Origin of the sequence: Paenibacillus caseinilyticus (assembly GCF_027533645.1) — a bacterium.
GTDB classification, from domain to species: domain Bacteria; phylum Bacillota; class Bacilli; order Paenibacillales; family NBRC-103111; genus Paenibacillus_G; species Paenibacillus_G caseinilyticus.
Genome location: NZ_JAQAGY010000016.1, coordinates 59654 through 84207, shown reverse-complemented (window position 1 = coordinate 84207; position 24554 = coordinate 59654). Strand labels below are relative to the sequence as shown.

Below are 24554 nucleotides of genomic sequence, written 5' to 3'. Positions count from 1 at the left end.
TGATAGGTTAATAGTAAGCATCTCAGCAATTCAACAAAAAAAGGAGGCAGTTCAAATGGGTTTCTTATGGTCCTTGATTATCGGCGGTATCATCGGTTGGTTGGCTGGCATGATTATGGGAAAAGACCTTCCCGGCGGTATCATCGGTAACATCATCGCAGGTTTTGTAGGTGCTTGGCTCGGTGGACTGCTCTTGGGCGACTGGGGTCCGGCAGTGGGCGGCTTCTTCATCGTCCCTGCGTTGATCGGTTCCATCGCGCTCGTCTTCATCGTGAGCCTGATTCTGCGCTCCATGGGACGCAACAGGGCTTAACGAAGATTCACCATCGTTACCTTAACTATGTATTACCGCATCGGCCGGGAATACACATTACCCTATCCAAAGAACGCGGGGGCACGAGCCCCGGCGTTCTTTGGTGTACAGTTCCGCCCTGTACACTGGCTTTGAAATGGGGCAAATTCCCTTCGCTTCCTGACGGGTTGGTCAGAAGGAATATCCGCCGATCCGATGCCGGAAGAGAAAGCTTGATTGTCAGCCCCACACCAAGCAGCATCGGACGCCGTGTGTCTGTTTGCCAGGCGATCTATCGGCTTCCACGCGCATCTTCCCTTCCGTAGTATAAAGCAAAGCAGCGCAAAAAAGCGGTAGGCCTCTATCTCCAAAGGGAGAGCAGGGCATACCGCTTACCGGGTCATGCTGTAGGAACAGACGGGAGCGTCAGGACATCGCGGCGCTTTTCTTCGCCTTTGTTTCGCGCTCGGGTACGATCAGCTGCGGGACCATCTTCATGCTTCGAACCATAGGGACATTGCACAGCGGGCAAGCCGGCACGTGCTCCATCGCATAATGGTCCCGCATCCAGCTTCGGCAGCCTTCCTGCTCGCAGGACCAAACCGCCGTGTTCTCGAGCGGGGCTGCGGGAGCAGGTTTTCTTCGAAAATACATGATTATCCTCCTTTTCCTCTTCCCTCAGGAAAAAGGCACAGCCGTCTTCTTGCCGCACAAGAATAGGCCGTACCCCCTTTATTTGACCATAAAAAACTGCCCCTAACACCGGTTAAGGGCAGTTTTTATTATTACGCTTGGGGTATTACAGTTTTACAACGTTCTCAGCTTGTGGACCACGGTTGCCTTGAACTACGTTGAACTCAACGCGTTGGCCTTCGTCGAGGGTTTTGAAACCGTCGCCTTGGATTGCGGAGAAGTGTACGAATACGTCGCTTCCGCCTTCAACTTCGATAAAACCGAAACCTTTTTCTGCGTTGAACCATTTCACTGTACCTGTTTGCATGTGAGAAAACCTCCAAAGTTTTATTTGTAACATGTTGTTTTTACTTCATTTGAAATAAAAAATTCACACATTACAAAAGGTTCCATCTTACAAATGATAACCCTTTATAATATGTGAATCCAGGTTACAAATATATGATATGTTTACATCTTACCACAGCCCAAAAGGGAATGCAAGCGCAACCGGGAGAAAAATGAAAAAATGTTAAACGACGCAAGAGACCGCCTCCCCACCAGGAAACGGTCTCCTTTATCCTACTGTTCTCTATACTTTGAACCGGCTGATGATCGTCTGCAGTTCCAGCGCCATATGAGCCAAATGCTGCGATGAGGCCGACATTTCCTCCATCGTCGCAAGCTGCTCCTCCGTCGCCGCGGAGACATGCTGGGTCCCGGCGGAGGCCTCTTCCGCGATCTTCAGAATCTCCCGGATCGTCCCCGTCATATTCTGGGTACCTTCCGCCATCGCACGTACACCCGCGGATACCCCGTCAATGCGCTGCACCAGCTCTCCAACCGCTCCTTCAATGTCCCGAAACGACCGCCCGGCCTCCTCCATACTGCCTATTCCTTCTTGCACTTGGTCCGTGGTCTGCTCCGTCGAATGAACGGCAGCCTGGGTCTGCTCCTGAATGCCCGATACGAGAAGATGGACCTGCTGCGCCGCCTGAATCGATTGATCAGCAAGCTTGCGCACCTCGCTCGCCACAACCGCGAAGCCCTGGCCGTGCTCACCGGCACGGGCCGCTTCAATGGAAGCGTTGAGCGCCAGGAGATTCGTCTGGCTCGCGATATCGGTCATGAGGCCGACGATCCCGCTGATTTGATGCGACTGCTCGCCAAGCTTCCGCATGACGCCAGCCAGTCCTTCCACCGTCCGGTGTATATCTTCCATGCGCGCGGCGGCTCCCCGTACGCTCAGGCCGCCTGCCCGTGCCGCATCCGCTGTCTGGGCAGCCGTTCCCGCCGCTTCCTGCGTCTGTGCCGACACTTGAGCCGAACTATCCGCCATCCGGCTTGCAATATCGAGCCCTTCTCCCACCTGCCGCGTCTGATGTGCCGCTCCTTCGGCGACTTCCTGGGAGGAGAGGGTAATGGATTCGCTTGCTTTGCCCGTCTGCTCCGCACTGGCCATCAGCTCCTGGGAAGAAGCCGCTACCTGCTCGGAGGTCAGATGCACCTGGCGGATCACCTGGCGCGTATCCTCCAGCATCGCATTGAAGGAAGCAGCCAGCAGACCCAGCTCGTCCTTCGATTCATAGCCCGACCGTACCAGGAGGTCTCCTGCAGCAGCTTGAGCCGTCAGCTTCTGCAGTTCCCGGGCCGGACGGACGATCGAACGCGTGATATAGAGACCGAGACCGGCCGAGAGGAGCGCCGCGCAAGCAATCAGGATCGCATTGATAAGGACTGCACGGTGGAAGCCGGCTTGCTGCTCGGCAAGCAGAAGTTCCGCCGCGTGCGCGTTGTAATCCGCCAGATCGATCAAGAGCTTGTTCATTTCCTCCAAGGACTGGCTGGCCTTGCCCTGGAATTGGGCGAACGCCGCTTGGCCTTGGCCCTTGAGCGTCATCTCGATGGTCAGCGCCCGCTCGGCACGGTAAGCTGCCCCGCTTTCCTTAAGCTTGGTTACCCGTTCCTTCTGGTATTCATCCAAAGGAACGGAGGTATAATCCTCGATCGCCTGATCGTAATCGGCCACGCGGATCGAAATCTCGTTAATGAGCTCCTGCCGCTTCGCAGGGTCCTCGATCTGGAAGAGCTCGTACGTGTTCGCTTCGATGGCACGCGAGTGCGCCCGGGCGGCATTAATCCATTTTACGGTGAGCAGTCTTTCGTAGTACATATTCTTGGAAGTCTGATTCATGGCACTCATGAAGTGATAGCCGCCGTATCCGACCGCCGCCAGAAATACGGTGGACATGGCAATGAAGAAGAGAAGCTTTTGCTGCACTTTCATATTGCGAAAAAAGTTCATACGCTCTGCCCCTTGTTCTAGGAATGTGTCCTATACGGCCCCGCCGTATATGGATGCTATTTCCTATATCGGACACGGGGCAGGGGAAGTTTAGTAAAATATGGAGATGGGCGGATAGGTTCAGATCGCAAACTTCCGCCGGTTCTCCTCATCCTCCGGGATGACCGCATCGTGCAGATGCTTCTCCAGTTCCGCAGCACACCTCTCCTTCTGATCGGCCGACCACTGCAGCCGGCGTGCCATGACGTCAGTGACCGGCCCCTTCCACTTCGTCACCCACCCGATATTGAAGAACAAGGCGCCCGTGCGGCGGATGAAGAAATCGACAGGCCGCAAGGCCATCTCTTCCTCCATGGCGTAGAGCAGCGGCACATACACGTCCAGCGGGAGCCCGCTCGACTCGGCCTCGGCGCGGTGCGCCTTCGCCATCTCGAAGAGACGGCCGGCATTGGAGCCGTACATGCGGGCCCAGGCGGACGCCGTCTCCCGCGGCAGGCCAAGTCCTGCGCCGAACTCCGCTTGGCTCTGCACGAACCCCGGGAATCCGGCGGAACCGCCTACGGCGCCGCCGGATATCGGCATGTGCTTCGTAATGCTCGTCCCGAAGCTCCCCCGGCCCTCCGCAGACAACCGGTCCGCCACGAGATCGACGACCATCTCCGCCATTTTGCGGTAGCCTGTCAGTTTGCCGCCGGCAATCGTGATCAGACCCGAGTCGGATTCCCAGACCTCGTCCTTGCGGGAGATCTCGGAGGGGTCCTTGCCCTCTTCGTGGATCAGCGGGCGGACACCGGCCCAGCTCGATTCCACATCGCGTACCGTAATGCCGACGCCCGGGAACATGTAGTTGATAGCCTCAATGATATAAGTGCGGTCCGCTGCAGTCATCCGCGGGTGGGCAATGTCGGCTTGGAAGACGGTATCCGTCGTTCCCACATACGTCTTGCCGTCCCGCGGAATGGCGAACACCATACGGCCGTCCGGCGTATCGAAGTAGACCGCCTGCTGCAAAGGGAAGCGCTTCTGGTCGATCACCAGGTGTACGCCCTTCGTAAGCTGCAGGGTCTTGCCTTTCTTCGAGCCGTCTTTCTCCCGCAGCGTATCGACCCAAGGCCCTGCGGCATTGACGATCCGTCTCGCGTACACATCATAGCCCTGTCCGCTCTCGCCGTCGACGATATGCGCGCCTACCGCCCGGCCCCCTTCGTACAGGAACCGCTCCACCTTGGCATAGTTCACCGCCTGTGCGCCGCGGCTTACCGCTTCCTTCAGCACCTCGATCGTCAGCCGGGCATCATCGGTCCGGTACTCGACGTAATAGCCGCCCCCCCTCAGCCCCTGGTTCTTCAGGAGCGGCTCTTTGCGGAGCGTCTCCAGGGCCGTCAGCATCTTGCGGCGCTCGCCGCGCTTGACACCGGCCAGATAGTCGTACATCCGCAGCGCGATCGACGTGGTGAACTTCCCGAAGGTACCTCCCTTGTGCATAGGCAGCAGCATCCACTCCGGCGTAGTGACATGCGGACCATTCTCATATACGATAGCCCGTTCCTTGCCGACCTCCGCCACCATCTTCACCTCCAGCTGCTTCAGGTACCTCAGTCCCCCGTGCACCAGCTTGGTCGACCGGGAAGACGTGCCCGCGGCAAAGTCCTGCATCTCCACCAAGGCGGTCTTCATCCCGCGCGATACGGCATCCAGCGCAATCCCCGATCCGGTGATGCCTCCCCCGACAACCAGCACATCCAGCGGCTCTGATGCCATCTCCCGTAATCGATCCCCTCTGCTTTTGCTCGAAAAGAAATGTTCCACGCGAAAACCTCCCAAGGTCTTGTTCCGGAGAAAAGGGTACAAAAAAAGAGACTACGAAACATGCATGGGGCTGAAATCATTCAGCCATGCTGTAACGTAGTCTCTCCGATTCTCCTGACAGAGTATTAACTTGCTTTCATCTTACCACACTTACGGATTATTTAAAAGCCATGGCTGCAGAAACGGCTTTTTTCCAGCCTCCGTACAGCTTCTCCCTGCGTTCTTCCTCCATGGAAGGCTCGAAGCGGGAATCCACCTGCCACTTCTCGCAGATCTCGTCCTGGCTGGTCCAGTACCCTACGGCAAGGCCGGCCAAGTAAGCGGCACCGAGCGCCGTCGTCTCATTAATCACCGGCCGCTCCACTTCAATGCCCACGATATCGCTCTGGAACTGCATCAGGAAGTTGTTGGTGACGGCGCCGCCGTCCACCCGGAGCGTCTGCAGCCGAATCCCGGAGTCCTCCTCCATCGCCGTCAGCACATCTCTCGTCTGGTAAGCCAGCGACTCCAGGGTCGCACGGATGAAGTGCTCCTTCGAGGTGCCGCGGGTGAGTCCGAACACCGCGCCGCGCACCTCGCTGTCCCAATACGGGCTGCCGAGCCCGACGAACGCCGGCACGACATAAACACCGTCTGTGCTCTCCACCCGGGACGCATAACTCTCGCTGTCCTTGGCGCTGCGGAACATCCGCAGGCCGTCGCGCAGCCACTGGATGGCCGACCCTGCCACGAAGATGCTGCCCTCCAGCGCGTATTCCACTTTGCCGTTCAAGCCCCAGGCTATCGTCGTCAGCAGGCCGTGGGACGAGTTCACGAGCTTCTCGCCGGTGTTCATCAGCATGAAGCAGCCTGTGCCGTACGTGTTCTTGACCATGCCCTGCGTATAGCATGCCTGCCCGAAGAGAGCGGCCTGCTGGTCGCCCGCCGCACCTGCAATTGGAACTTCGCAGCCGAAGAAATGGTAATCGACCGTAGTGCCGTACACCTCGGACGAGGGACGCACCTCGGGAAGCATCGTCTTCGGTACGGCTAGAATCTCGAGCAGCTCGTCGTCCCACTTCAGTTCGTGAATGTTATACATAAGGGTACGGGAGGCGTTGGAGTAGTCCGTCACATGCACCCGGCCGCCCGAGAGCTTCCAGATCAGCCAGGTATCGATCGTGCCGAACAGCAGCTCGCCGCGCTCCGCCTTCTCCCTGGCGCCCTCTACGTGATCGAGAATCCACTTCACTTTGGTGCCAGAGAAATAAGCGTCGATGAGCAGGCCGGTTTTGTCATGGAACAGGTCGTTCAGCCCCTTGGCCTTGAGCTCGTCGCAGATGCCTGCCGTCTGGCGGGACTGCCATACGATCGCATTGTAGACCGGTCTGCCCGTCTCACGCTCCCAGACCACAGCGGTCTCCCGCTGGTTCGTGATCCCGATGCCTGCGATCTGCTGGGGCTTCACCCCCGATTCCGACAAGCAGGAGGCGATGACAGCCAGAATCGAGCTCCAGATCTCCTGCGGATTGTGCTCAACCCAGCCCGGCTGCGGGAAGTACTGCGGGAATTCATGCTGCGCCGTGTGGACGATATCTCCGTTCTTATTGAACAGAATGGCTCGCGAGCTCGTCGTGCCCTGATCTAATGAAAGAATATATTGTTGTTCCATCGTTGGTTCCTCCCAAGGGTTCTTAATTTAAGTATATGGAATGATGGCGAGAAGCGTCTGCCGGGCCTGTTAGGCGGCGGCCTTATTCGGCATGCGGCCGATGCGCTTCAGTCCCATGCGGTATGTAACGAGAAGAACGAGGAGGCAGGCCCCCACAATATACCAGAAGAGCGGCGGCATGCTTCCTTCGAAGAACGCCTGGTAGAACACCGCACCGAGCATTCCGCCGAGCAGCGGCCCTGCCACGGGGATCCAGGCATACCTCCAGTTCGACGGACCTTTGCCGGCGATCGGCAGCAGGAAGTGCGCAAGACGCGGCCCGAGGTCTCTTGCCGGGTTGATCGCGTAGCCTGTCGTTCCGCCCAGCGACAACCCGATACTCACCACCAGGAAACCGACGAGCAGCGGATTCAGTCCTTCGGTGAACTTATTGGCCCCGAGAGCCAGGAGCGCTACGATAAAAATAAATGTGCCGATCATCTCGCTGAGCAGATTGGAGAACGGATGATCCACCGCAGGGCCTGTAGCGAATACACCGAGCTTCGTCCCCGCATCTTCCGTCTCTTTCCAGTGCGGCAGGTACTGCAGATAGACCATTGCCGCCCCCAGCATGGCGCCTGCCATCTGGGCGAGCAGGTAAGCCGGCACGAGCGCCCAGTCAAAGTCCCCCTTGACGGCCAGCGCCAGCGTTACCGCCGGATTCAAATGCGCCCCGCTGACCGATCCGACAGCATACACGGCGAAGGCTACCCCCATCCCCCACCCCATGGTAATAACCATCCATCCTCCGTTATTCGCGAACGACTTCTTCAGTGACACCCCTGCGCAGACACCGGCACCCAGCGTAATCAGAATCATCGTGCCGATCAGTTCTCCAAGCCATGGTACCATGAACTCATCCTCCTCTAATATAAGTCCATCATCCGCTGCCAAAGAAAAAGAGAGCCCCAACAAAGATCCTCCTGCAAGCAGAGGATGCGATGTTGTGGCTCTCTAAGTCTCCGTCACGGTTATTAACTTAGTGACATCATAATACGGGATGTAAGCGATGTCAATATGAAGTTTTCATGAAGAAGACTTTCTTCTTCATGAGGATCGGCCATTATAATATTTGAACAACGCTTCGTTCGAAGTGGTCACTGCCGTGGCCCCGGCTTCCAGGGCCCGCTCCACATCATCGACGGTACGGATCAGCCCGCCCGCGAAGATCGGAATGCCGCTGCGCTGCTGGACTTCAGCGATAATCGAAGGCATGCCGCCCGGCAGCACCTCGATATAATCCGGCTTCGTCTTCTCCAGGAGCGTGAAGCTCTTCTCGAGGGCTATCGTATCGAGCAGGAAGATCCGCTGAATCGCTTGGATCCCTTTTTGCTTCGCTTTCAGGATGACACTGGTTTTGGTCGAAATCAAGCCGTACGGCTTAATATCCTGGCACAGATACTCCGCCGCGTATTCATCGCTCTTCAGCCCCTGGATCAGGTCCGCATGCAGGAACATCTTCTTGCCATGGCTCCGCGCTAAGGCGTAGATGCTCTTCAGCTGCCCCACATGCGTGTCAAGGAACACGCCGTATTCGTAAGAGCTGTCCAGCATTCGCTCGAACTGCTTCATCGTCTTGGCCGCCGGCAGAATCTTCTGCCCGTGAAACGCCATAAGGATCTCCCTCCGCCCTTCTGCAGGTCTTCCTACCATACCCAAAGAAGGGCGTTCTGGCAATATTCATCTTGCGGCAGGCGTATATTCATTATAACGAACAACCGGAGCCGGCTTACCGGACGGTACCTCCGCCGTATAAGGATATCTCTCGGGATGGCGGGAACACAGGCTCTCCCAAGCCGCAATGCACTGCGGGTCAAAATGGCTTCCGCTGTTCTGCCGGAGGAAGCACAGCGCTTCCGCATGGCTCATCGCCTGCCGGTAGGCGCGTTGGGAGGTCAGCGCATCGTACACATCCGCTACCGCCACAATCCGGGCGAGCAGCGGAATCTCCTCGCGCTGCAGCCGGTCCGGATAACCGCTGCCGTCCCACTTCTCATGGTGGGAACGGATGACCTGAAGCTCCTCCAGACGAAAGCCGAGGCTGCGGCACATGTCGTATCCCTTGACGGGGTGGGTTTCGATGACCAGCCGCTCCTCGGGCGTCAGACGGCCCGGCTTACCGAGAATGTCATCGGGCACGTGGATTTTGCCCACGTCATGGATGATGGTGCCCTGTGCTACCGCCCGCAGCAGATCGGGACCGAGCTTCAGTTCCTGTGCAAGCTGGATAGCATAGAGCGTCACGCGGAAGTTATGGCCGGCCGTATAGCTGTCCTTCTTCTCCGTCGCCACCATCAGTGCCTTGACGCTCGGAGACAGCGCACTGGTGATCCGCTCGACAGGATCGTTCGTGAAGAGGGAGCGTACCGCTCCCACCAGCGACTGGCTGCTCGCCGTATACTGCTTCAAGAGCCCGCAGACCATAGCGAACATCGATGCGAGCAGCAGGAAGTGGTACATCCACCAACTGAGACGCCAGGGCTCGCCGAGCACCATAATCCACTGCGAGCCAACCAGCCATCCGCAGCTGTATACGATTGCAAGCTGCAGCGGGAAGCGCGAATAAAGATACGAGCGGTAATACCGGAACATCGTAATCCCATTGAATAGGGTCACGAGGACGGCCGCCAGGATATTAAACGGGTGTACGTTGAGCGGCAGCACATCAATCAGATGGGGGTGCATCATACCGAAGGTCCCGCAAACGAGCAGGAAGGCGGTCCAAAGTGGCAGCAGTATCCCCTGGAATCTGGAGAGGAGCCTTACCGAGGCATGGTCCCCCGGCAGGGAAGACATCCACAACCAGCCGGTGGCCAAAGCGACGCTGAGGGGAGCCGTCACGCCGGGCAGGTGGGTTATTCCTAGAAGGAGATTCGGGGTGGAGAGTCCATGCACCGAGAATACGCCGGCCAGGGACAAGAACGACAACGCCAGGAAATTCACCTGTATGTTGCGCATTCGCAGCCCAGCGGCCCAGACGGCTACAGCAATCAGTGCTGCCAGCAGAGAGACGGAAGAAACAATATAGAAATGCCCATGCGGCATGGGCAGCTCGGTATCGAGATCAGGGCTTCGGCGGACGGCTTCGAAGAGCAGATAAGGAAGAAGCATCGCTGCAGCAGGACCAAACCATGGGCGGTATATCATAGAAGTCTCCGCACTCCCATCATTATGACTTATGACCTAATTCTTCTCTTTATCATAAGTCACAAAGACCTAAAAGGGAACAACAAACGAGATAAACGGCTTCGCCGTACTTTAAAGGACGACGCGCGTTTATAAGAAATACAAGATTACAGGATCGAGCTAGCTCTGGTGAGATATAAGTTCTAGTATTTAGAAAAATACCCGTTCCCCACTAACTGGGAAACAGATACGCTGTCCTCTGAGTTATTAAAAAACGCCACCGGCTCTCTGAGAGAGGCGGCAGCGTTTGGTTCCGGGAGAAAAAGAGGCACCCTTATCGAGTACCTCTTTGGACTAACGAATGATGAATAAGGACGCTGCCCGCTCTTAGTAAGCGAGGGTAAAGAGGCCTTTGATGTGCGACAGGTAGCGCATGTTGCTCGCTTCCTTCATCATCGAGGCAGGGAGCCCCTTCAGGCGGGTCTGGTTCGCACCGATCGTACCGATCGCATCTTTGCGGCCCAGGCTTGCCAGCGTACCGGAGAATACCGGTGTGAACGGATCCATCGGAGCGCCGTTCAGGTAAGCGAAGATGTTGTAGCCAATCGTCTCGCCCATCTGCCAAGCAAGTTGTGCCGTCGGAGGATACGGGCGGCCTTCGCTGCCGAACACGACAGCGGAGTCACCGGCGAGGAACACATCCGGGTGGGAAGTGGACTGCAGTCCTTCCGTCACCGTTGCACGGCCGCGGTTCACTTCGATGCCGCAGCCCGCGACAACGGAATTACCCTGCACGCCGCCGGTCCATACCAGCGTATTCGTATCGATCGCGCTGCCGTCCTTGAGGTGAACGGTCGTAGCCGTCATCTCGGTGATGGCTACACCGGTCAGGAACTGTACGCCGCGCTTCGCCAGGGAAGTCTGCGCACGCTCCACAAGCTCTGGAGCAAAGCCGGCCAGAATCGACGGACCTGCTTCGACACAGTAAATGGAGATGTCGTTAAAGTCTACGCCCTTCTTGCGGCACAGCTCAGGCAGCATGTCGGCGAATTCGCCCACAAGCTCGATGCCCGTCAGACCGCCGCCGCCCACGACGAAGGTCGCGTCCGCTTTGTCCTTCGACTTGGCATAAGCATCGATGCGCGCTTCCACATGGGTGCGCAGACGGTTCGCGTCCGCAACCGACTTCAGCGTGAAGCTGTGCTCCTGCAGACCCGGGATACCGAAGTAAGCCGTCTCGCTGCCGAGCGCAATCACCAGAATATCGTAGGAGAGCGTCTTGCCGCTCGCGAGAAGCACCTGCTTCTGCTCGAGCTCGATCTTCTCTACCGCGTCGATCCGCAGATCGACTTCCTGCCCGCGCAGCAGCTTCTCCAGCGGCAGAGCGACATTCTTCTCTACCACATTGCCTGCCGCGAGGCGGTGCAGTTCAGTAATGATTTGGTGCGCAGGTGTCTTGTTGATCACCGTAATGGTTGCTTCTTCCGCCGACATGTACTTACGCAGCGTCGTGGCGCTGAGCAGGCCGCCATAACCGCCGCCCAGGATCAAAATTTGCTTCGACATACGTATCCTCCCGTCCTCGTTTCAAACGATATTAGCGCTGCTGATTCTTCTCGCCAACAACTTCAAGAAATGCCTGTGCAAAGCGCAGGGTCTTCTGTACCTGAGGATCCTTGAGCATCTTCAGGATGCCGAAGAGGCCTACCGTGGATGCTTCAACCTGGGTACGGTCGTTGGCTTCAATCGCCGCTGCCGCCAGGCCTTTCGCTTTCTCGCCGATCGGCTTCACGAATTCTTCCACGCCGCCCTTGATATCTTCGATCAGAACCTTGTCTGTCACCACATTCTGTACAATATCATACGTTTTGGTGAGCAGCGTAACCATCTCTGCGAGCTTCGGCAGATTCTCGACCAGGACGGTCAAGGACTCTTGAACCTCGGGCTTCATCAGTTGATCAAGCACGTCGAGCTGCTCGCGTACAGCCGGCTGAACTTCAGCGCCTGGGTTATCCAGCAGCGCTTGTTTGGATGTCTCTGACATAGTAACGTCCTCCTATGCTTGGAAATAGTAGCCCCCGGTATCGCGTTACCTGTTCTCTTCCTAATACCCGTTAGAATTGTTACATTTTTCACAAGGATGGGACTGCTTCGCCATTCCATCTTGTTCGTCTGTATTCGCCTAAGGGATCCTCTCTTCATCCCGTAGATGATGGAGGTGGAGGAGCAGGCCGGTACGGAACCCTATGTACCTCCTATTATACTCCCGGAAAGTTTAGGAGAGAAACGCCATGGTTCGACGAATGTGAACATTTCATGAACATGTGAGGTATAGCAGCAGACCAGCCTGGAAGAAAGAATAGGTATTCGTGCTCATAAAAGGAGGCCGGGCTATTGGCTATTGCCAGAATTCCCATGTTATGCTATGATACTCCTTGTCCAAAAGAAACACGGACATTTCTAAACGCGGAGCCGTGGTGTAGAGGCCTAACATGCCTGCCTGTCACGCAGGAGACCGCGGGTTCGAATCCCGTCGGCTCCGCCATTTTATTTTCCGGTTCACTCCGGCATGCTTCATTTCACAGTATAACGAACCGGGCAGGAATTTATTCCTGCCTTTTTGCTATACCTAGGCCTCCTTCTCCAGCTTCTTCTCCCTGCCCTTACTTCTGCCCGAGGTGATGATAGATGAGACGCGGACGTTTCGCCCCGACGCCTTCGGGGCTTCTTCATATCGGCAATGCCTTCACCGCCCTGCTGGCCTGGCTCCAGATCCGGAAGGCCGGGGGCTCTTTCGTGCTGCGCATCGAAGACATCGACACGCCCCGCTGCCGTCCGGAGTACAAAGCGCAGCTGGTGCAGGACCTGATCTGGCTCGGCCTCGATTGGGACGAAGGTCCCGGCTCATCCGGTCCCTCGGCGCCGTACGAGCAGAGCGGACGTCTCGCTGCCTATGCGGAGGCTGCACGCAGCCTCGCCGGCGGCGGCTGGCTGTACCCCTGCTACTGCAGCCGCGCCGAGCTGTCGGCCGTGGCCCGGGCCCCGCATGGGCTGGCCTCCGAAGGAGCCGCCTATCCCGGACGCTGCCGGCACCTCACGGAAGCGGAGCGGCAGCGGCGGACCGCCCGCAAGGCGCCCTCCCTCCGCTTCGCGGTGCCGGCGCGCGACTCGGCCTTCACCGACGGCCTGGCGGGGGAGCAGCGGATTCCCGCCGGGAGCCTCGGCGATTTCGTCGTGCAGCGGGCGGACGGCCTGTACAGCTACCAGCTGGCCGTGACCGTGGACGATGCCGCGATGGGCATCACCGATGTGCTCCGCGGCGCCGATCTGCTCGACTCCACGCCAAGGCAGCTGCTCCTCTGCGAGGCGCTTGGCCTGCAGCCGCCCGCGTACCATCACGTGCCGCTGCTCTGCGCACCGGACGGCAGCCGGCTGTCGAAGCGCGACCGCAGCCTGTCGCTGGCGGCCCTGCGCTCTGCCGGTCTGCCGCCCCAGCGGCTGCTCGGATCGCTCGCGCACCTCGCGGGGCTGCTGGACCGCCCCGAGCCTGCCTCGGCGCAGGAGCTCGTCGCCTGCTTCGAACCGTCGCGGCTGCCGAAGGAGCCGGTCCGCATCCCGCCCGGGCTCTGGACGCGGCTGTCCGCGGGCGCCTGAGGGGATTCGCGCAGACCGCAGCTTATCCTGTTCCCCCCTGCAGCGCTGGCGGCATGGTGCCGGGCTGCCCATCCTTACTCTGCACATAGTGGAACTTCGGACCGAGGGCCGAACCTAACCGCCATCCCTTTGCACAGCAGACGAAGAGCAGCAGGGAGAAGGTCCCTGCTGCTCTTCGCTCTGCTGGCTGACGCCGCGGCCTACTTCTTGTTCACAGCTTTATACGAAGCGGTGAATTCCTCGATGATCTTCGCTCCGCCTTCCTTCTTCCACCGCTCCACTTCCTTCTTGAAGCCGGCTTCGTCGATGCTGCCCAGCATGAACTTGTAGCTGGCATCCTTGATGATCTCCTGCAGGCGCGATCCCTTCTCCGTGTAAGTCTTGGAGTCGAGCGGCAGCGTCGGATCGTGGATCAGGAATTTCTCGTTCTCCTTCACGAGCTCCTCGGCCTTCGTCCGCACCGGCAGCGTGAAGCCGGAGGTCAGCATCTTGACCGTGCTCTCGCCGCCGATCTGCATCGCCTGGTACGGCTTCACATCGCGCTCCCACAGCTTCAGGTCGTTTGTGATCATCGCTTTGCCGTCCTGGATCGTATAGTGCTTGCCTTCCTGGCCGAAGAAGAGCAGATTCGCCGTCTCCGGAACCATGAGCTTGTCGAAGTAAGCCAGGATGTCCTTCAGCTCCGCTTCCGTCTTCACGGCCGATTTGGGGAAGATGACGCCGGAGACGAACCCCGGGAGCGCCCAGATGCCGGGACCCTTCGGTCCTTCGATGCGGTTCGCCACTTCAAGCACCGCGTTCGGATTCACTGCAGCGAGCTTCTGATGCAGCGTCAGCACATCCGGCAGCGATCCGATATAGATGCCGGCCTTGCCTGTGGTGAACAGGTTCTGCTGGTCCGTCTTGCTTGTCACCGGGAAATCCTTGTTGATCGCTCCGTCCTTGAACAGCCCCTGGAACCACTTCATCGTCTCCAGGTAAGCCGGATCTTCGAATTCCGGATAGATCGCATCATCCTTCACGCCCCAATTGTTCGGCGTGCCGAAGTATGACGATACCGTCTTGAATGCGCCGTAGATGAGGTCATTGCGGTCGGTGATGCCGATCGTATCTTTCTTGCCGTTCTTGTCCGGATCGTTCTCCGTAAACGCTTTCGCCATCTTGTACAAATCATCAATCGTTTTGGGAGCGGCGAGACCGAGGGCGTCCGCCCAATCTTTACGATAGATGACCCCTTGACGGGACCAAGGCCTTTCCTGATAAAGCGTATACACTTTTCCGTCTACGGAGGTATTGTTCAAAATCTTAGGATCCAGGTTCTTCAGGTTCGGATAATCCTTCAAGTACGGCCCGATCTCCCAAAATTGATTATTCCGGAAAGCATCCCTCAGCGTAACGAGCGAGGTCTGATTGCGCAGGAAGACCGCCTGCGGAAGCGTACCGGTTGCAAATGCGGCATTGAGCTTCTCGTCATAGCTGCCGTCCGGCACCCACTGGATCGTCAGGTCGGTGCCTGTCTTCTCTTCGATCATCTTCTCGATCTCGGGATTGGGCACCTCCGGCGTATGCAGGTTAGCCATCATCGTAATCGGCGTAGGGCCTTTCTTCGCTTCCGTTCCACCCGATGCGGCCGGCTGCTGCGTTCCGGCCGAGTTCGAACAGCCGGCTGCAAGCGACACGGCCAGAGACGATAATACAAGCGCTTTCAAACGGTGGTTCATGGATACTCCCCCTGATCTCTGGTAGGCTATTGAATTTACATGCCCTAACTATAGTGCCAAGGGGGGAATTACGTAAATAATCAGGAGATTGGATACTGAAAGAACCAGATGCGGCGCGGGTTCCCGGCGCTTGGGGGGGATGCGGCGCCGACGGGGAATAGGGGCACAAGAGGCCAGTCCTGCTGCAATCCAATCCAATGATACTCGCCGCACAACCCGTACAACAGAAAAGAGCGCCGGGAGGCCCGGCGCCTGCGTTAGGCGTCTGTGCTTGGAGACAGCTTGCATTGTGCAGCGTTCTCTCTGCTTGATGGCTGTGGCTTCGCTCCGGTGCGCTTACTTCTGCGCAAGCACCAGCCGCAGCTGCAGCTTGATGTTATTCTCCGTATCAACCACTACGGCGTGCGGGTTCTTCAGCCCGAAATCATCGAAGGTTACAACCGAGCTGCCCTCCATTTTAATCGTACCGTCGCTGTAGAGGGCGTCGCTTTTGAACGTCACGTCCTTCGCAATTCCCTTGACCGTCAATGTTCCCGGAAGCTCGAAGCTGACCTTCTCGCCTTCCTTCCACTCCTTCGGCAGGCCGCTGAACGACTTTGCCTTGAATTCGGCCTTAGGGAAGGCAGCGGCGTTCAGGAACTTCTCTCCGGCCACATGGCTGTCCCTTGTCGCATTGCCCGACTGGACCTTGGCAATATCCAGCGCCGCGCTCGCCGCATTCTTCGACGGATCGGCAATATTGAGTGTCCACTGCCCTTCCACGTTCCCGCTCTCAAAGTTAACCGTCTCCTTCGAGGTCGTAACGGAGAAATAAACCTTGGACTCCGGCTGGATGTTCCACTGCCCATTGAGCTTGCCCGCCTCCACGGCCTTGCCTCCCGGCCCCTGTACCGAAGCGCTGGCCGGTATGACTTCCTGAACGGTTACATGATTCCCGGCAAAGTAATCATAAGCGGCATACGCCCCGACTAGAACAACGATAACACCGGCGGATAAAGCGATCATTTTTTGTTTCATGATAGAAACCTCCTTAGGGTATGGATGGAACGGATAGAATGTATGAGTCAATTTACACTACGTTGCGTAGTGTAACAGGTTAAAAAAAATTATAGATAAAGAAACTCTGTAAGAAACATAGCCGACAGCACCGCTGCCATGGGGAGGGAGACCATGATCCGTTTCAGCGGAAGCTGCAGGGCTTGTACGGCCTGCGGGTCGATCAGCTGTTGGATTCTATAGTTAATGGATGTCTCCGCGAACGAGGCATAGGCAAAAGCATAGGATCTTACCTGGTTTCTCTTCAGCAGCTTGAGCAGCGCACTGCCGAGATTCCCCGGTTCCCCCGTCGTCCGGATCGCCGAAGCGTCGGCCAGCACTTCCCTCGCCGCGACATACTGCTTCGAGCTCCAGTTCAAAATGGGAATATACCAGAGGATATTGGCGCACCCGCTCATCAACAGCGTCTTCAGCGGATCCCGGTGCTTTAGGTGGAACCGTTCATGATGAACGATCGCTTCAAGCTCTCCCAGCTCCAGCATCTGCATAAGGCCGGTGGAGAGGACGATCTTCGGGCGGAAGAGGCCCATCGTCAGCGCAATGGCGTCCGGGTGGTCTACTACCTGAATCTCCCGCGGTTCGAGGCCGTATCGCTCCGCGAGCCGTCTGCTGAGCTCCTCTTCGTACAGATGGTCCAGCTTGCGGTTCGCCCGGTACGAAAAGAACAGCTGCCTGCATAAGCCCCACAACACCAGCAGCAGAGTGAACACAACAACGGCGTCGAGCACATAGACTACCCAGGCCAGACCCAGCGATTCGGCTAGGGCCGTACAGTGCAGGAAAAGATTATAACCGATCGGCTGGCCGGTGAATCCCTGCACGATATAGAGCGCCATCTGGGCAAGCAGGCATATCGAGGTGCTCAAACTCAACAGGAATAGAACCTTCGATCTCCGTTCCCACATCGTTTATTTCCCCTCTTTGAGTTCTTTGATTTTCTGCTCCAGCTTAGCGAGCAGCTGCGGATCCGCATCATCCAGCGCGTCCAGCATATGGTTCACTACAAGGGGCCCAAAATCCTCTACGAGGTTGTGCGAAATTTCCTTCGACTGGTTCTCCAGGAACCCGGCTTTCGATTCCACTGGAGAATACATGGATGTGCGCCCGGCCATCGTCTTGGTCAGAACGCCCTTCTCCAGCAGCCGGTTCATGACGGTCATGACCGTGTTGTAATTGAGATCCTTCTCCTTCTCGAGGCGAATCTGCACATCCTTGATAGACTGGTGGGGATGCGCCCAGAGAATCTCCATGATTTTCGCTTCCAGCGGCCCGAAGAAACGCTCCAGTCCGCGCTGATGATAACCCGGCTTGCCTATACGCATAGGACACACACCTTTCACTACACATTGTAGTGATAAATGGCAGGAAAAGTCAACTCTTTCTTTCCTTTCCCGCATTGTAAGACGGCAACCTGAAGATGAGGTGAGGATAACCTTAAAATAACATTAAAATACCGAGATTCCCCGCACATGTCCCCCTCGCACCCTTGCGCCCAGAGGGGAATACCTTGAGCCATAGGCAGTTATCCATTCACCCGGAGGTATCCCATGAGCGCTTATCCCAAGTACCCTTATTACGGCACCCGAACCGAGTGCAAAGAGCAGCCCGTCGCTTTCCCGCCGCAGCACCAGAAGCAGCAGCCCGGCCTCGAGTATGCGATGACCCCAAGGCCGATCTACGAGAATCCCGCCTATCACGGCAGCCGCAAGCTCGAGAACCGGGCGGCACTCATTACGGGAGGGGATAGCGGCATCGGCCGGGCCGCGGCGATCGCCTTCGCTAAGGAGGGCGCCGACGTCGCCATCGCCTACCTCTACGAGCATCCCGACGCCATGGAGACGAAAGCCCGGATCGAACAGCTCGGACGGCGCTGTCTGGCCATCCCCGCAGACCTTCGGACCAAGGCCGCCTGCACCGGGATCGTGGAGCAGACGGTGGGGGCGTTCGGCCGGCTGGATGTGCTCGTGAACAATCTGGCGGTCCAATACCCGCAGGAGAAGCTGACCGACATTACGGAAGAACAGCTCGAGCAGACGTTCCGCACCAACATCTATTCGTACTTCTTCACGACCCAGGCCGCCCTCTCCCACTTGAAGGAAGGCGGCTCCATCATTAATACCGCATCCATCACCGCCTACCGCGGGGAGAAGACGCTGCTGGATTACTCCGCCACCAAAGCGGCCATCGTAGGCTTCACGCGCTCCCTCTCCCAGAATCTTGTAGACCAGGGCATCCGCGTCAACGCAGTAGCGCCCGGCCCGATCTGGACGCCGCTCATCCCCTCGAGCTTCCCGGCGGACCGGGTCGCGGTATTCGGCACCGATACGCCGATGAAGCGGGCAGGCCAGCCGTTCGAGCTTGCCCCGGCCTATGTCTATCTCGCAAGCGACGACTCCCGTTATGTGACGGGGGAGACGATGCATGTCAACGGCGGAGATTTTATCTCCGGGTGACTTTCGGAGCCGTACAGCCCAGCTGCTGCCGGTACAGCCAAAAGAGCAGGGCAACCGCCTCTGCTCTTTTGCGTATGCTCCTTAAAGCAGGAGCCTCCCCTATGAATGCCCGCTTGGCTAACATACCGGCCCCGCTTGCTTAGGCCGTTACGGTCTCCAGCGGATCCTCTTCGTCCCGCTGGAACGCTTCCCGGTCGAACTCCCCTTCGGAGCTGGCCACCAGCAGTGAGGTGACCGTCGTTCCTGTCGCGTTCACGGCGGTACGGCCCATGTCGATCACGGATTCGACGGCAATGACGAGGCCCATGCCTTCGAGCGGCAGCCCGAGCGCCGTCAGTACAACGGTGGTGGAGATCGTCGCCGGTCCCGGCACCCCGGCTACCCCGATCGACGAGATGACGGCCACGAGCACGAGCACGATATACTCGGATGGGCCCAGCGGTATGTTGTATACCTTGGCGACGAACACGGCGACCACAGCCGGCCACACCCCGCCGCAGCCGTTGAAGTTCATCGTGGCTCCCAGCGGAGCTACGAAGGAAGCGATGCGGTCCGAGACGCGCAGGCGCTTCGTGATGACTTCGAGATTCACCGGCAGCGTCGCGTAGCTGCTCCGTGTCGTGAAGGCAACGGCCGCCGTAGGATAAGCCTTGCGGAAAAACTTCAGCGGATTGACCTTCGCCACGAGACCGACCAGCCCTCCGAACACGAAGACGAAGTGCAGGATCAGGGCGATATAGGAAGCGACGATGATCTTCGCCAGCGGAGCCAGCGTATCGAGTCCATAGCGTGCGGCCATGGCGCCGACTAGCGCGTAGACCCCGTAAGGCGTCAGCCGGATGACGTACTTCACGACCTGGTGGAGAATATCGGCAAGCGAAGCGATGACGTTCTTCACCGGCTGCACGGCTTCCGGCTTCTTCGAGCCGACATGGATGATCGCGACAGCAACGAAGATGGCGAAGATGAGCACCGGTACTACCTTGCCCGTCGCCATATCATTGATCGGGTTGGACGGTACGAGATCGATGATGACCTGGGAGAAGGTCGGGATTTCGCGGGCCTTGAAGTCTTTGGGCACCGCCTGCTGGATGCCGGCACCCGGGTCGACCGCCAAAGCGACGACCAGTCCGATGATCGCGGCGATCCCCGTGGTGAGCAGGAACCAGGAGATCGTCTTCACCCCGATCTTGCGCAGCTGGCCGAGGCTCGAGAGGGAAGTGATGCTGCGAATGACGAGCACGATGACCAGCGGCATGACCAGCATCTTGATCAGATTTACGTAGATGGTACCGATGGTAGAGACGCTCTTGTAGTCGAGCTTCAGCGTATTGAACGCGATGCCTGCAACCAGGCCCAAGCCCAGTGCCAGCATGACGCGGGTACCGAAGCCGACGCGTTTCCTGGCGAGGAAATAGAGAAATCCGATAATGACGATCGAAACCAGAAGCGAGATCCAGTTCGTCTGGAACGCGGTGAACAGATTGTTTTGCATGAACGATGACCCCTTCTTTTCCGACTTAACTTGTAGGTTTTATATGCATAAGGTACTCCTCTTATTCCGGTTTTGTCAAGACAGAACTACACAATACCTTTAATTACCATGAATCTATATAAGAAAACCGCCTGTCGGCGGCCTTTAAGGACGATGCATATTTATAAAAAATACAAGGTTAGAAGAGGATCGAACCCTCGCAGATATAAATTGTTATCTATACAAAAAGACCCTATCTGCCGATAGGATCTTCCCCACACCATAATCTTCACGAACCGTATGTATGCCGCAGACACAGCAAGCCCATCAAAGACACTTTCTCTATTCCCGTCCTGCTCACTCCCAGGCTCCCGGCGCCAGCGGTTCATTGTCCGAGAACAAGTGCGGATCCTGCTCCAGCATGGCCGTCACCTCTTGGTAGAGCCGGACGGCGCTGCATACATACACCGGCGCATCGCCCAGCTGCCCCCGGTACCAGGCTCCCCTGCGTTCCAGGATCTCTTCCACCTTCCAAAAATGCTGCGACCAGCTCAGCCCGCAGTGGCGGCGCGAAGGCACAGGAATCTCCGTACCGTCCGGCAGCACGGTGAACAGAGCCTCATGCCCATCCGTCATCCGCCCCGGAATATCTGCCCATTCTTCCACGCCGTGGATGAAGGTATTGCGCCGGAAATCCACGCCCGCGAGCAGGATAACCGCCTCCCGGTCAAGCAGTCTGCCCCAAGCGGAGCCCCGGGCGCAGGGCGTATCGAACCGCTCATCTCCCGCGGTGAACGCCGCGGCATCCCGGCCGAGCGCCGCTACGGAGTGGGTGGGGTGCCATGAGCGGACCACGCCCGGCCTCCGGCGGAACAGCTCCGTCAGGATACCAACGCAGCTCGGCGACGAAGCGACGTGGAACCGCGGATTATCGGCCTTGATATAGGACCACGTATGGGTAGGCAAGACAAGCAGCCCGTCGGTCATATAACCCGACAGGGCATCCAGCACCGTATCCGCCCCGCCTTCCACCTCGCCGATCCTCTTCATAGAGGAGTGCATGAGCACGGTGCCTCCCGGATCGATCCCCATTTCTTTGAGCTGCTCTATCAGATCATTCTCTGTGTACCGCATCCCCATTCTCCTCTCCCGCCTGCTTGCTCTGTGGATGGCCTCGGCGCTCTTGCCATCCGCGGCCTTACCGGTCTCCCGTCCGGGTTGCCTTCACTCTCTCCCATGGGATACAATGCAAGCATATCGTTAATCATCGGATCTCCTGCCTCTAGCCCCATGCCAATTCCACCAAGATATGACTATCACGGAAAGTAGGTACTCCCTTTGAATTCATTCTCTTCCGGCGATGCGATGGGTCTGCTCGTCGTCGCCGTCGTCCTGCTGCTGCTCGGCTTCATGCTCATCCGCGCCATCGGCCGGTCCAGCGCCGATCTGGAGACCCTTCGCAAGCGCTGCCTGATGTGGACCCAGATCGGCTTCGGACTCACCCTGCTGCAGATCGTCCTGCGGGGCGACTGGCGCTTCGGCTCCGTGCTCCTGCTCATTACGCTGTTCACGGGAAGCCTATGGTATGCCGCACGGCATTACGAGAACCGGCGTCCGCCGTCTCCATAAGCACGAGTCTCCGGGGGGCTCAGCCCCCTCCGAAGAACGCCTCGGCCGCTGCCTGCATGCCTTCGCGGGCCTCCGCGAACTGCGCATGCCGGTGGCCGTTCGCCCCCGACGGGTGCGGGAAGCCCCACAAGACCTGCCCGCTGTCCAAGAAGCCGTCCTCTGCCATGTGCCGGAGGACGGCTTCTACCGTTCGGCCGAGCGGCACGATCAGCGGACGGCCGATCAGCGGCAGCTCCCGGGCCAGCGATGTCCGGGCCGACGCCAAGAGGTACGGCGCGGCAAGCAGCACCGGACTGTGGCCGGTATAGTTGCGGCCCCCCACGAAGACGGGATCGCGCAGCATCGAGGTCGTGTGGAGCAGCTCCCCCGGCTGCCCTTCGCCGAACAGCGCCTCGCTGGCCGGCACGCCGAGCAGCCGGGGCAGCCCCAGCCGGTCGAGCATGCCGGCCAGGTTCCTGCGCATCCCGCCGGCGAAGCGGGCCGCCTCCTTGACCCGGCGGGCCGTCTCGTCCAGGGGGACGCCTTCCGACAGCAGCCTCCGGGCTGTCCGGAAGGCAAGCTCCGTCTGCGTCCAGCCGGGCGTAATGCCGATGACGGCGAGCCGGGCGGCGGGGTTCAGATACTCGCCGTGCGGCGCGTAGTAGACTTCCACCCGGCCTTCCCGGCAGAGCCGGAAGTCGTCTGTCAGCAGATCCTCCCGCATCAGCGGCCGGTCCCCGGGAAGCGCGAGAATCCGCGCTCTATACTCTTCCAACCGGTTCGACAGCAGCACGGTTAATCCCTCCTCTAGTACACATCTCTGCGGGTGAACGAGATGAAGGAGACCAGCAGTCCTGCAGCCCCCCACCCCAGCAGCACCAGCAGCGAGAAACCAAGCGACATGCCTTCGATCGGCGGTGCCGCATCCTCCAAATAATCGATCAGCTCGAGATTGACCATGAACAGATACTTCGCCGACTCCCACGAAGACACCATTTCCTTCAGGATGACCCCGGAGATCAGGCAGGCCAGCATGATGCCCATGCCTGCGGCGGTACTGCGGATGAGCACGGAGAGCATGAACGAGAGCGTCGCCACGACCAGCGACACGAACCAGGCCAGCCCCATCTCCATCGCAATATACTGCCACTGCGGCAGCGTGTGCACCCGCGACGCATCGAGCTCAGCCCCGCTGGCCGAGAAGCCGGTGAGCACCGGGGCGCCCCAGCCCTGGAAGCCGAAGACGATCCCGGAGATCAGCGCCGAGAGCAATCCGAACATAAGGACGATGAAGGAGACGGACAGCGTCAGCGCAAGATATTTGCTGAGCAGAATCTTCCAGCGGCGCACCGGACGGGTCAAGAGCACCTTCACCGTGCCGGCGCTGTGCTCCGAGGACACCATGTCCGAAGCAATGACCATCATCATCAGCGGCAGGAGCAGGGTCGTACCGTTCTCCACGAAGTTGCGGACGAAGGTAGGCGCACCCGGGAGTGCCGGATTCACATCCGCATCCAGGTAGTACTGCTGCTGCGCGATACGGATCTGCAGCTCCGCCCGGGCCGCTTCCGGCACCCGGCCGGAGTTCAGCCGGCTCTCCCAGTTCGAGATCTGCTGTTGGACGGCAGTCCTCCAGTCGAGATCCCCGAACCGCTTCAGGTTCTCCATCCCCTGCCGGTACTGGGCATAGGTGAAGAGCGAGATGAGCACCGCGACGATCAGCGTGACCACGAGCAGCTTCCTTTTGCCGGTGAGCTTCAGCATTTCGTTATATACCAGATTAATCAATGCTCTGCCCTCCCGTCAGTTCCAGGAACAAGTCTTCGAGCGACGGAAGCTTCCGGTTCATCTCGAGCACATCCACGCCCGCTTCCACGAGCGCCCGGTTCCACCGTCCGACCTCCCCTTCCGTATAGGGGGTAATGAGGTCATCGCCCTGCTGCTCGACGCCCGCCGTCAGCCCCTCCAGCACAGCCCGGCCCTTCGCGGGGGAGGAGAGCCTCCAGAGCACCCGCTCCTGCCGCGCAAGCAGCGTGTGGACGGCATCCACCCGCACCACTTCGCCCTTCGAGATGATAGCCACGCGGTCGCAGAGCTGCTGAATCTCGCCGAGCAGATGGCTCGACACGAATACGGTCAGGCCCTCCCGCTCCGCGAGATAACGGATGAACTCCCGCATCTCCCGGATCCCGGACGGATCCAGCCCGTTCGTCGGCTCGTCCAGGATCAGCACCTTGGGACGCCCCAGCAGCGCCTGCGCGATGCCGACCCGCTGGCGCATCCCGAGCGAATACGTCTTCACCTTGTCGTGAATCCGTGCGGTGAGGCCCACGAGCTCCACGACTTCGCGAATCCTCGCCTCGTCCACCCCGTCCATCATCCGGGCAAAATACTGCAGGTTGCTCCACCCGCTGAGGTACCCGTAGAGCTCGGGGTTCTCCACGATGCATCCGAGGTTCCTCATCGCCTCCGGGAACGACTTCTCCACATCGTATCCGCATACCTCGATCGTGCCAGCCGTAGGCCGGATCAGCCCGACGAGCATGCGGATCGTCGTCGTCTTGCCCGCTCCGTTCGGCCCCAGGAAGCCGAATACTTCACCGCGCCGCAGCTCCAGGTCGATGCCGCGGATAATCTCCCGGCCGCCAATGACTTTCCGCAGGCCGCGCACCGCCAGTGTAACCTCGCTCATCT

Annotated in this window: 23 protein-coding genes and 1 tRNA gene; 5 read left to right on the top strand and 19 right to left on the bottom strand. The window is 58.7% G+C overall.

What is annotated here, in order from left to right:
* The first annotated feature begins 55 nt into the window (after positions 1-55).
* The gene (locus O9H32_RS21750) at positions 56-313 is read left to right on the top strand and encodes a GlsB/YeaQ/YmgE family stress response membrane protein (protein WP_269868230.1); all 258 of its coding nucleotides are present in this window, start codon (positions 56-58) and stop codon (positions 311-313) included.
* A gap of 405 nt (positions 314-718) precedes the next feature.
* Here O9H32_RS21750 and O9H32_RS21745 read toward each other — a convergent pair whose 3' ends face one another.
* The 10 genes from O9H32_RS21745 to O9H32_RS21700 all read right to left on the bottom strand — a co-directional run bounded on the left by O9H32_RS21745 (position 719) and on the right by O9H32_RS21700 (position 11938).
* Complete coding sequence (locus O9H32_RS21745) at positions 719-946, bottom strand: cold-shock protein (protein WP_269868229.1); 228 nt, start codon at positions 944-946, stop codon at positions 719-721.
* A 145-nt stretch (positions 947-1091) separates the two neighbouring features.
* Positions 1092-1292, bottom strand: coding sequence for a cold-shock protein (locus tag O9H32_RS21740; RefSeq protein ID WP_014372710.1), 201 nt, complete (start codon positions 1290-1292; stop codon positions 1092-1094).
* Between the two features lie 264 nt (positions 1293-1556).
* A complete protein-coding gene (locus O9H32_RS21735; RefSeq protein WP_269868228.1) occupies positions 1557-3269 on the bottom strand; it encodes a methyl-accepting chemotaxis protein in 1713 nt (570 codons plus the stop codon).
* Between the two features lie 120 nt (positions 3270-3389).
* Complete coding sequence (locus O9H32_RS21730) at positions 3390-5030, bottom strand: glycerol-3-phosphate dehydrogenase/oxidase (RefSeq protein WP_269868298.1); 1641 nt, start codon at positions 5028-5030, stop codon at positions 3390-3392.
* Between the two features lie 205 nt (positions 5031-5235).
* Entirely contained in the window at positions 5236-6729 is a 1494-nt protein-coding gene (glpK, locus tag O9H32_RS21725; protein WP_269868227.1) for a glycerol kinase GlpK, read from the bottom strand.
* A gap of 69 nt (positions 6730-6798) precedes the next feature.
* Complete coding sequence (locus tag O9H32_RS21720) at positions 6799-7620, bottom strand: MIP/aquaporin family protein (protein ID WP_269868226.1); 822 nt, start codon at positions 7618-7620, stop codon at positions 6799-6801.
* Between the two features lie 195 nt (positions 7621-7815).
* Positions 7816-8382: a glycerol-3-phosphate responsive antiterminator gene (locus O9H32_RS21715; protein ID WP_269868225.1), complete on the bottom strand. Its 567-nt coding sequence runs from the start codon at positions 8380-8382 to the stop codon at positions 7816-7818.
* Between the two features lie 66 nt (positions 8383-8448).
* Positions 8449-9915 carry an HD-GYP domain-containing protein gene (locus O9H32_RS21710; protein WP_269868224.1) on the bottom strand — a complete coding sequence of 489 codons (1467 nt, stop codon included), beginning with the start codon at positions 9913-9915 and terminating at the stop codon, positions 8449-8451.
* A 366-nt stretch (positions 9916-10281) separates the two neighbouring features.
* Positions 10282-11460 carry an NAD(P)/FAD-dependent oxidoreductase gene (locus tag O9H32_RS21705; RefSeq protein WP_269868223.1) on the bottom strand — a complete coding sequence of 393 codons (1179 nt, stop codon included), beginning with the start codon at positions 11458-11460 and terminating at the stop codon, positions 10282-10284.
* A 31-nt stretch (positions 11461-11491) separates the two neighbouring features.
* Positions 11492-11938, bottom strand: coding sequence for a DUF1641 domain-containing protein (locus O9H32_RS21700; RefSeq protein ID WP_269868222.1), 447 nt, complete (start codon positions 11936-11938; stop codon positions 11492-11494).
* 424 nt (positions 11939-12362) lie between these two features.
* On the opposite strand from O9H32_RS21700, the gene O9H32_RS21695 reads away from it, so the two are divergent.
* Positions 12363-12439: transfer RNA gene (locus O9H32_RS21695), tRNA-Asp, on the top strand.
* A gap of 143 nt (positions 12440-12582) precedes the next feature.
* Positions 12583-13548 carry a tRNA glutamyl-Q(34) synthetase GluQRS gene (gene gluQRS / locus O9H32_RS21690; protein WP_269868221.1) on the top strand — a complete coding sequence of 322 codons (966 nt, stop codon included), beginning with the start codon at positions 12583-12585 and terminating at the stop codon, positions 13546-13548.
* A 200-nt stretch (positions 13549-13748) separates the two neighbouring features.
* Here the strand turns inward: gluQRS and O9H32_RS21685 are convergent, their stop codons facing one another.
* From O9H32_RS21685 to O9H32_RS21670, 4 genes are all read right to left on the bottom strand, one after another.
* Positions 13749-15269 (bottom strand): extracellular solute-binding protein, encoded by a 1521-nt coding sequence (locus O9H32_RS21685; RefSeq protein WP_269868220.1) that lies wholly within the window; start codon positions 15267-15269, stop codon positions 13749-13751.
* Positions 15270-15605: 336 nt separating this feature from the next.
* Complete coding sequence (locus O9H32_RS21680; RefSeq protein ID WP_269868219.1) at positions 15606-16286, bottom strand: YceI family protein; 681 nt, start codon at positions 16284-16286, stop codon at positions 15606-15608.
* Between the two features lie 89 nt (positions 16287-16375).
* The gene (locus O9H32_RS21675; protein ID WP_269868218.1) at positions 16376-17230 is read right to left on the bottom strand and encodes a M56 family metallopeptidase; all 855 of its coding nucleotides are present in this window, start codon (positions 17228-17230) and stop codon (positions 16376-16378) included.
* Between the two features lie 3 nt (positions 17231-17233).
* On the bottom strand, positions 17234-17647 hold the full coding sequence (locus O9H32_RS21670; protein ID WP_269868217.1) for a BlaI/MecI/CopY family transcriptional regulator: 414 nt from the start codon (positions 17645-17647) through the stop codon (positions 17234-17236).
* Between the two features lie 225 nt (positions 17648-17872).
* On the opposite strand from O9H32_RS21670, the gene O9H32_RS21665 reads away from it, so the two are divergent.
* Positions 17873-18778 carry an SDR family oxidoreductase gene (locus O9H32_RS21665; RefSeq protein ID WP_269868216.1) on the top strand — a complete coding sequence of 302 codons (906 nt, stop codon included), beginning with the start codon at positions 17873-17875 and terminating at the stop codon, positions 18776-18778.
* A 139-nt stretch (positions 18779-18917) separates the two neighbouring features.
* On the opposite strand, the gene O9H32_RS21660 is transcribed toward O9H32_RS21665, so the two are convergent.
* Both O9H32_RS21660 and O9H32_RS21655 read right to left on the bottom strand, forming a co-directional pair.
* Positions 18918-20273 carry a dicarboxylate/amino acid:cation symporter gene (locus O9H32_RS21660; protein WP_269868215.1) on the bottom strand — a complete coding sequence of 452 codons (1356 nt, stop codon included), beginning with the start codon at positions 20271-20273 and terminating at the stop codon, positions 18918-18920.
* Between the two features lie 336 nt (positions 20274-20609).
* On the bottom strand, positions 20610-21386 hold the full coding sequence (locus O9H32_RS21655) for an AAC(3) family N-acetyltransferase (RefSeq protein WP_269868214.1): 777 nt from the start codon (positions 21384-21386) through the stop codon (positions 20610-20612).
* Between the two features lie 204 nt (positions 21387-21590).
* Here O9H32_RS21655 and O9H32_RS21650 point away from each other — a divergent pair, with 204 nt between their 5' ends.
* The gene (locus tag O9H32_RS21650; RefSeq protein ID WP_269868213.1) at positions 21591-21881 is read left to right on the top strand and encodes a hypothetical protein; all 291 of its coding nucleotides are present in this window, start codon (positions 21591-21593) and stop codon (positions 21879-21881) included.
* A 19-nt stretch (positions 21882-21900) separates the two neighbouring features.
* On the opposite strand, the gene O9H32_RS21645 is transcribed toward O9H32_RS21650, so the two are convergent.
* From O9H32_RS21645 to O9H32_RS21635, 3 genes are read right to left on the bottom strand one after another with little or no spacing between them, the layout of a single operon-like run.
* On the bottom strand, positions 21901-22653 hold the full coding sequence (locus tag O9H32_RS21645) for a hypothetical protein (RefSeq protein WP_269868212.1): 753 nt from the start codon (positions 22651-22653) through the stop codon (positions 21901-21903).
* A 14-nt stretch (positions 22654-22667) separates the two neighbouring features.
* Entirely contained in the window at positions 22668-23648 is a 981-nt protein-coding gene (locus tag O9H32_RS21640; protein WP_269868211.1) for an ABC transporter permease, read from the bottom strand.
* On the bottom strand, positions 23641-24552 hold the full coding sequence (locus O9H32_RS21635) for an ABC transporter ATP-binding protein (protein WP_269868210.1): 912 nt from the start codon (positions 24550-24552) through the stop codon (positions 23641-23643). The genes O9H32_RS21640 and O9H32_RS21635 overlap by 8 nt, the downstream gene beginning before the upstream one ends.
* Positions 24553-24554: the final 2 nt, after the last annotated feature.

What these genes read in the sequence shown, in the direction of transcription:
- O9H32_RS21665 (WP_269868216.1), top strand. Translation starts at nt 17,873, where the DNA reads ATGAGCGCTTATCCCAAGTACCCTTATTACGGCACCCGAACCGAGTGC.
- O9H32_RS21750 (WP_269868230.1), top strand. Translation starts at nt 56, where the DNA reads ATGGGTTTCTTATGGTCCTTGATTATCGGCGGTATCATCGGTTGGTTG.
- O9H32_RS21635 (WP_269868210.1), bottom strand. Translation starts at nt 24,552, where the DNA reads ATGAGCGAGGTTACACTGGCGGTGCGCGGCCTGCGGAAAGTCATTGGC.
- O9H32_RS21710 (WP_269868224.1), bottom strand. Translation starts at nt 9,915, where the DNA reads ATGATATACCGCCCATGGTTTGGTCCTGCTGCAGCGATGCTTCTTCCT.
- O9H32_RS21675 (WP_269868218.1), bottom strand. Translation starts at nt 17,230, where the DNA reads ATGTGGGAACGGAGATCGAAGGTTCTATTCCTGTTGAGTTTGAGCACC.
- O9H32_RS21730 (WP_269868298.1), bottom strand. Translation starts at nt 5,030, where the DNA reads ATGGCATCAGAGCCGCTGGATGTGCTGGTTGTCGGGGGAGGCATCACC.
- O9H32_RS21660 (WP_269868215.1), bottom strand. Translation starts at nt 20,273, where the DNA reads ATGCAAAACAATCTGTTCACCGCGTTCCAGACGAACTGGATCTCGCTT.
- O9H32_RS21680 (WP_269868219.1), bottom strand. Translation starts at nt 16,286, where the DNA reads ATGAAACAAAAAATGATCGCTTTATCCGCCGGTGTTATCGTTGTTCTA.
- O9H32_RS21745 (WP_269868229.1), bottom strand. Translation starts at nt 946, where the DNA reads ATGTATTTTCGAAGAAAACCTGCTCCCGCAGCCCCGCTCGAGAACACG.
- gluQRS (WP_269868221.1), top strand. Translation starts at nt 12,583, where the DNA reads ATGAGACGCGGACGTTTCGCCCCGACGCCTTCGGGGCTTCTTCATATC.
- O9H32_RS21685 (WP_269868220.1), bottom strand. Translation starts at nt 15,269, where the DNA reads ATGAACCACCGTTTGAAAGCGCTTGTATTATCGTCTCTGGCCGTGTCG.
- O9H32_RS21670 (WP_269868217.1), bottom strand. Translation starts at nt 17,647, where the DNA reads ATGCGTATAGGCAAGCCGGGTTATCATCAGCGCGGACTGGAGCGTTTC.
- O9H32_RS21655 (WP_269868214.1), bottom strand. Translation starts at nt 21,386, where the DNA reads ATGCGGTACACAGAGAATGATCTGATAGAGCAGCTCAAAGAAATGGGG.
- O9H32_RS21735 (WP_269868228.1), bottom strand. Translation starts at nt 3,269, where the DNA reads ATGAACTTTTTTCGCAATATGAAAGTGCAGCAAAAGCTTCTCTTCTTC.
- O9H32_RS21720 (WP_269868226.1), bottom strand. Translation starts at nt 7,620, where the DNA reads ATGGTACCATGGCTTGGAGAACTGATCGGCACGATGATTCTGATTACG.
- O9H32_RS21705 (WP_269868223.1), bottom strand. Translation starts at nt 11,460, where the DNA reads ATGTCGAAGCAAATTTTGATCCTGGGCGGCGGTTATGGCGGCCTGCTC.
- O9H32_RS21740 (WP_014372710.1), bottom strand. Translation starts at nt 1,292, where the DNA reads ATGCAAACAGGTACAGTGAAATGGTTCAACGCAGAAAAAGGTTTCGGT.
- O9H32_RS21700 (WP_269868222.1), bottom strand. Translation starts at nt 11,938, where the DNA reads ATGTCAGAGACATCCAAACAAGCGCTGCTGGATAACCCAGGCGCTGAA.
- O9H32_RS21715 (WP_269868225.1), bottom strand. Translation starts at nt 8,382, where the DNA reads ATGGCGTTTCACGGGCAGAAGATTCTGCCGGCGGCCAAGACGATGAAG.
- glpK (WP_269868227.1), bottom strand. Translation starts at nt 6,729, where the DNA reads ATGGAACAACAATATATTCTTTCATTAGATCAGGGCACGACGAGCTCG.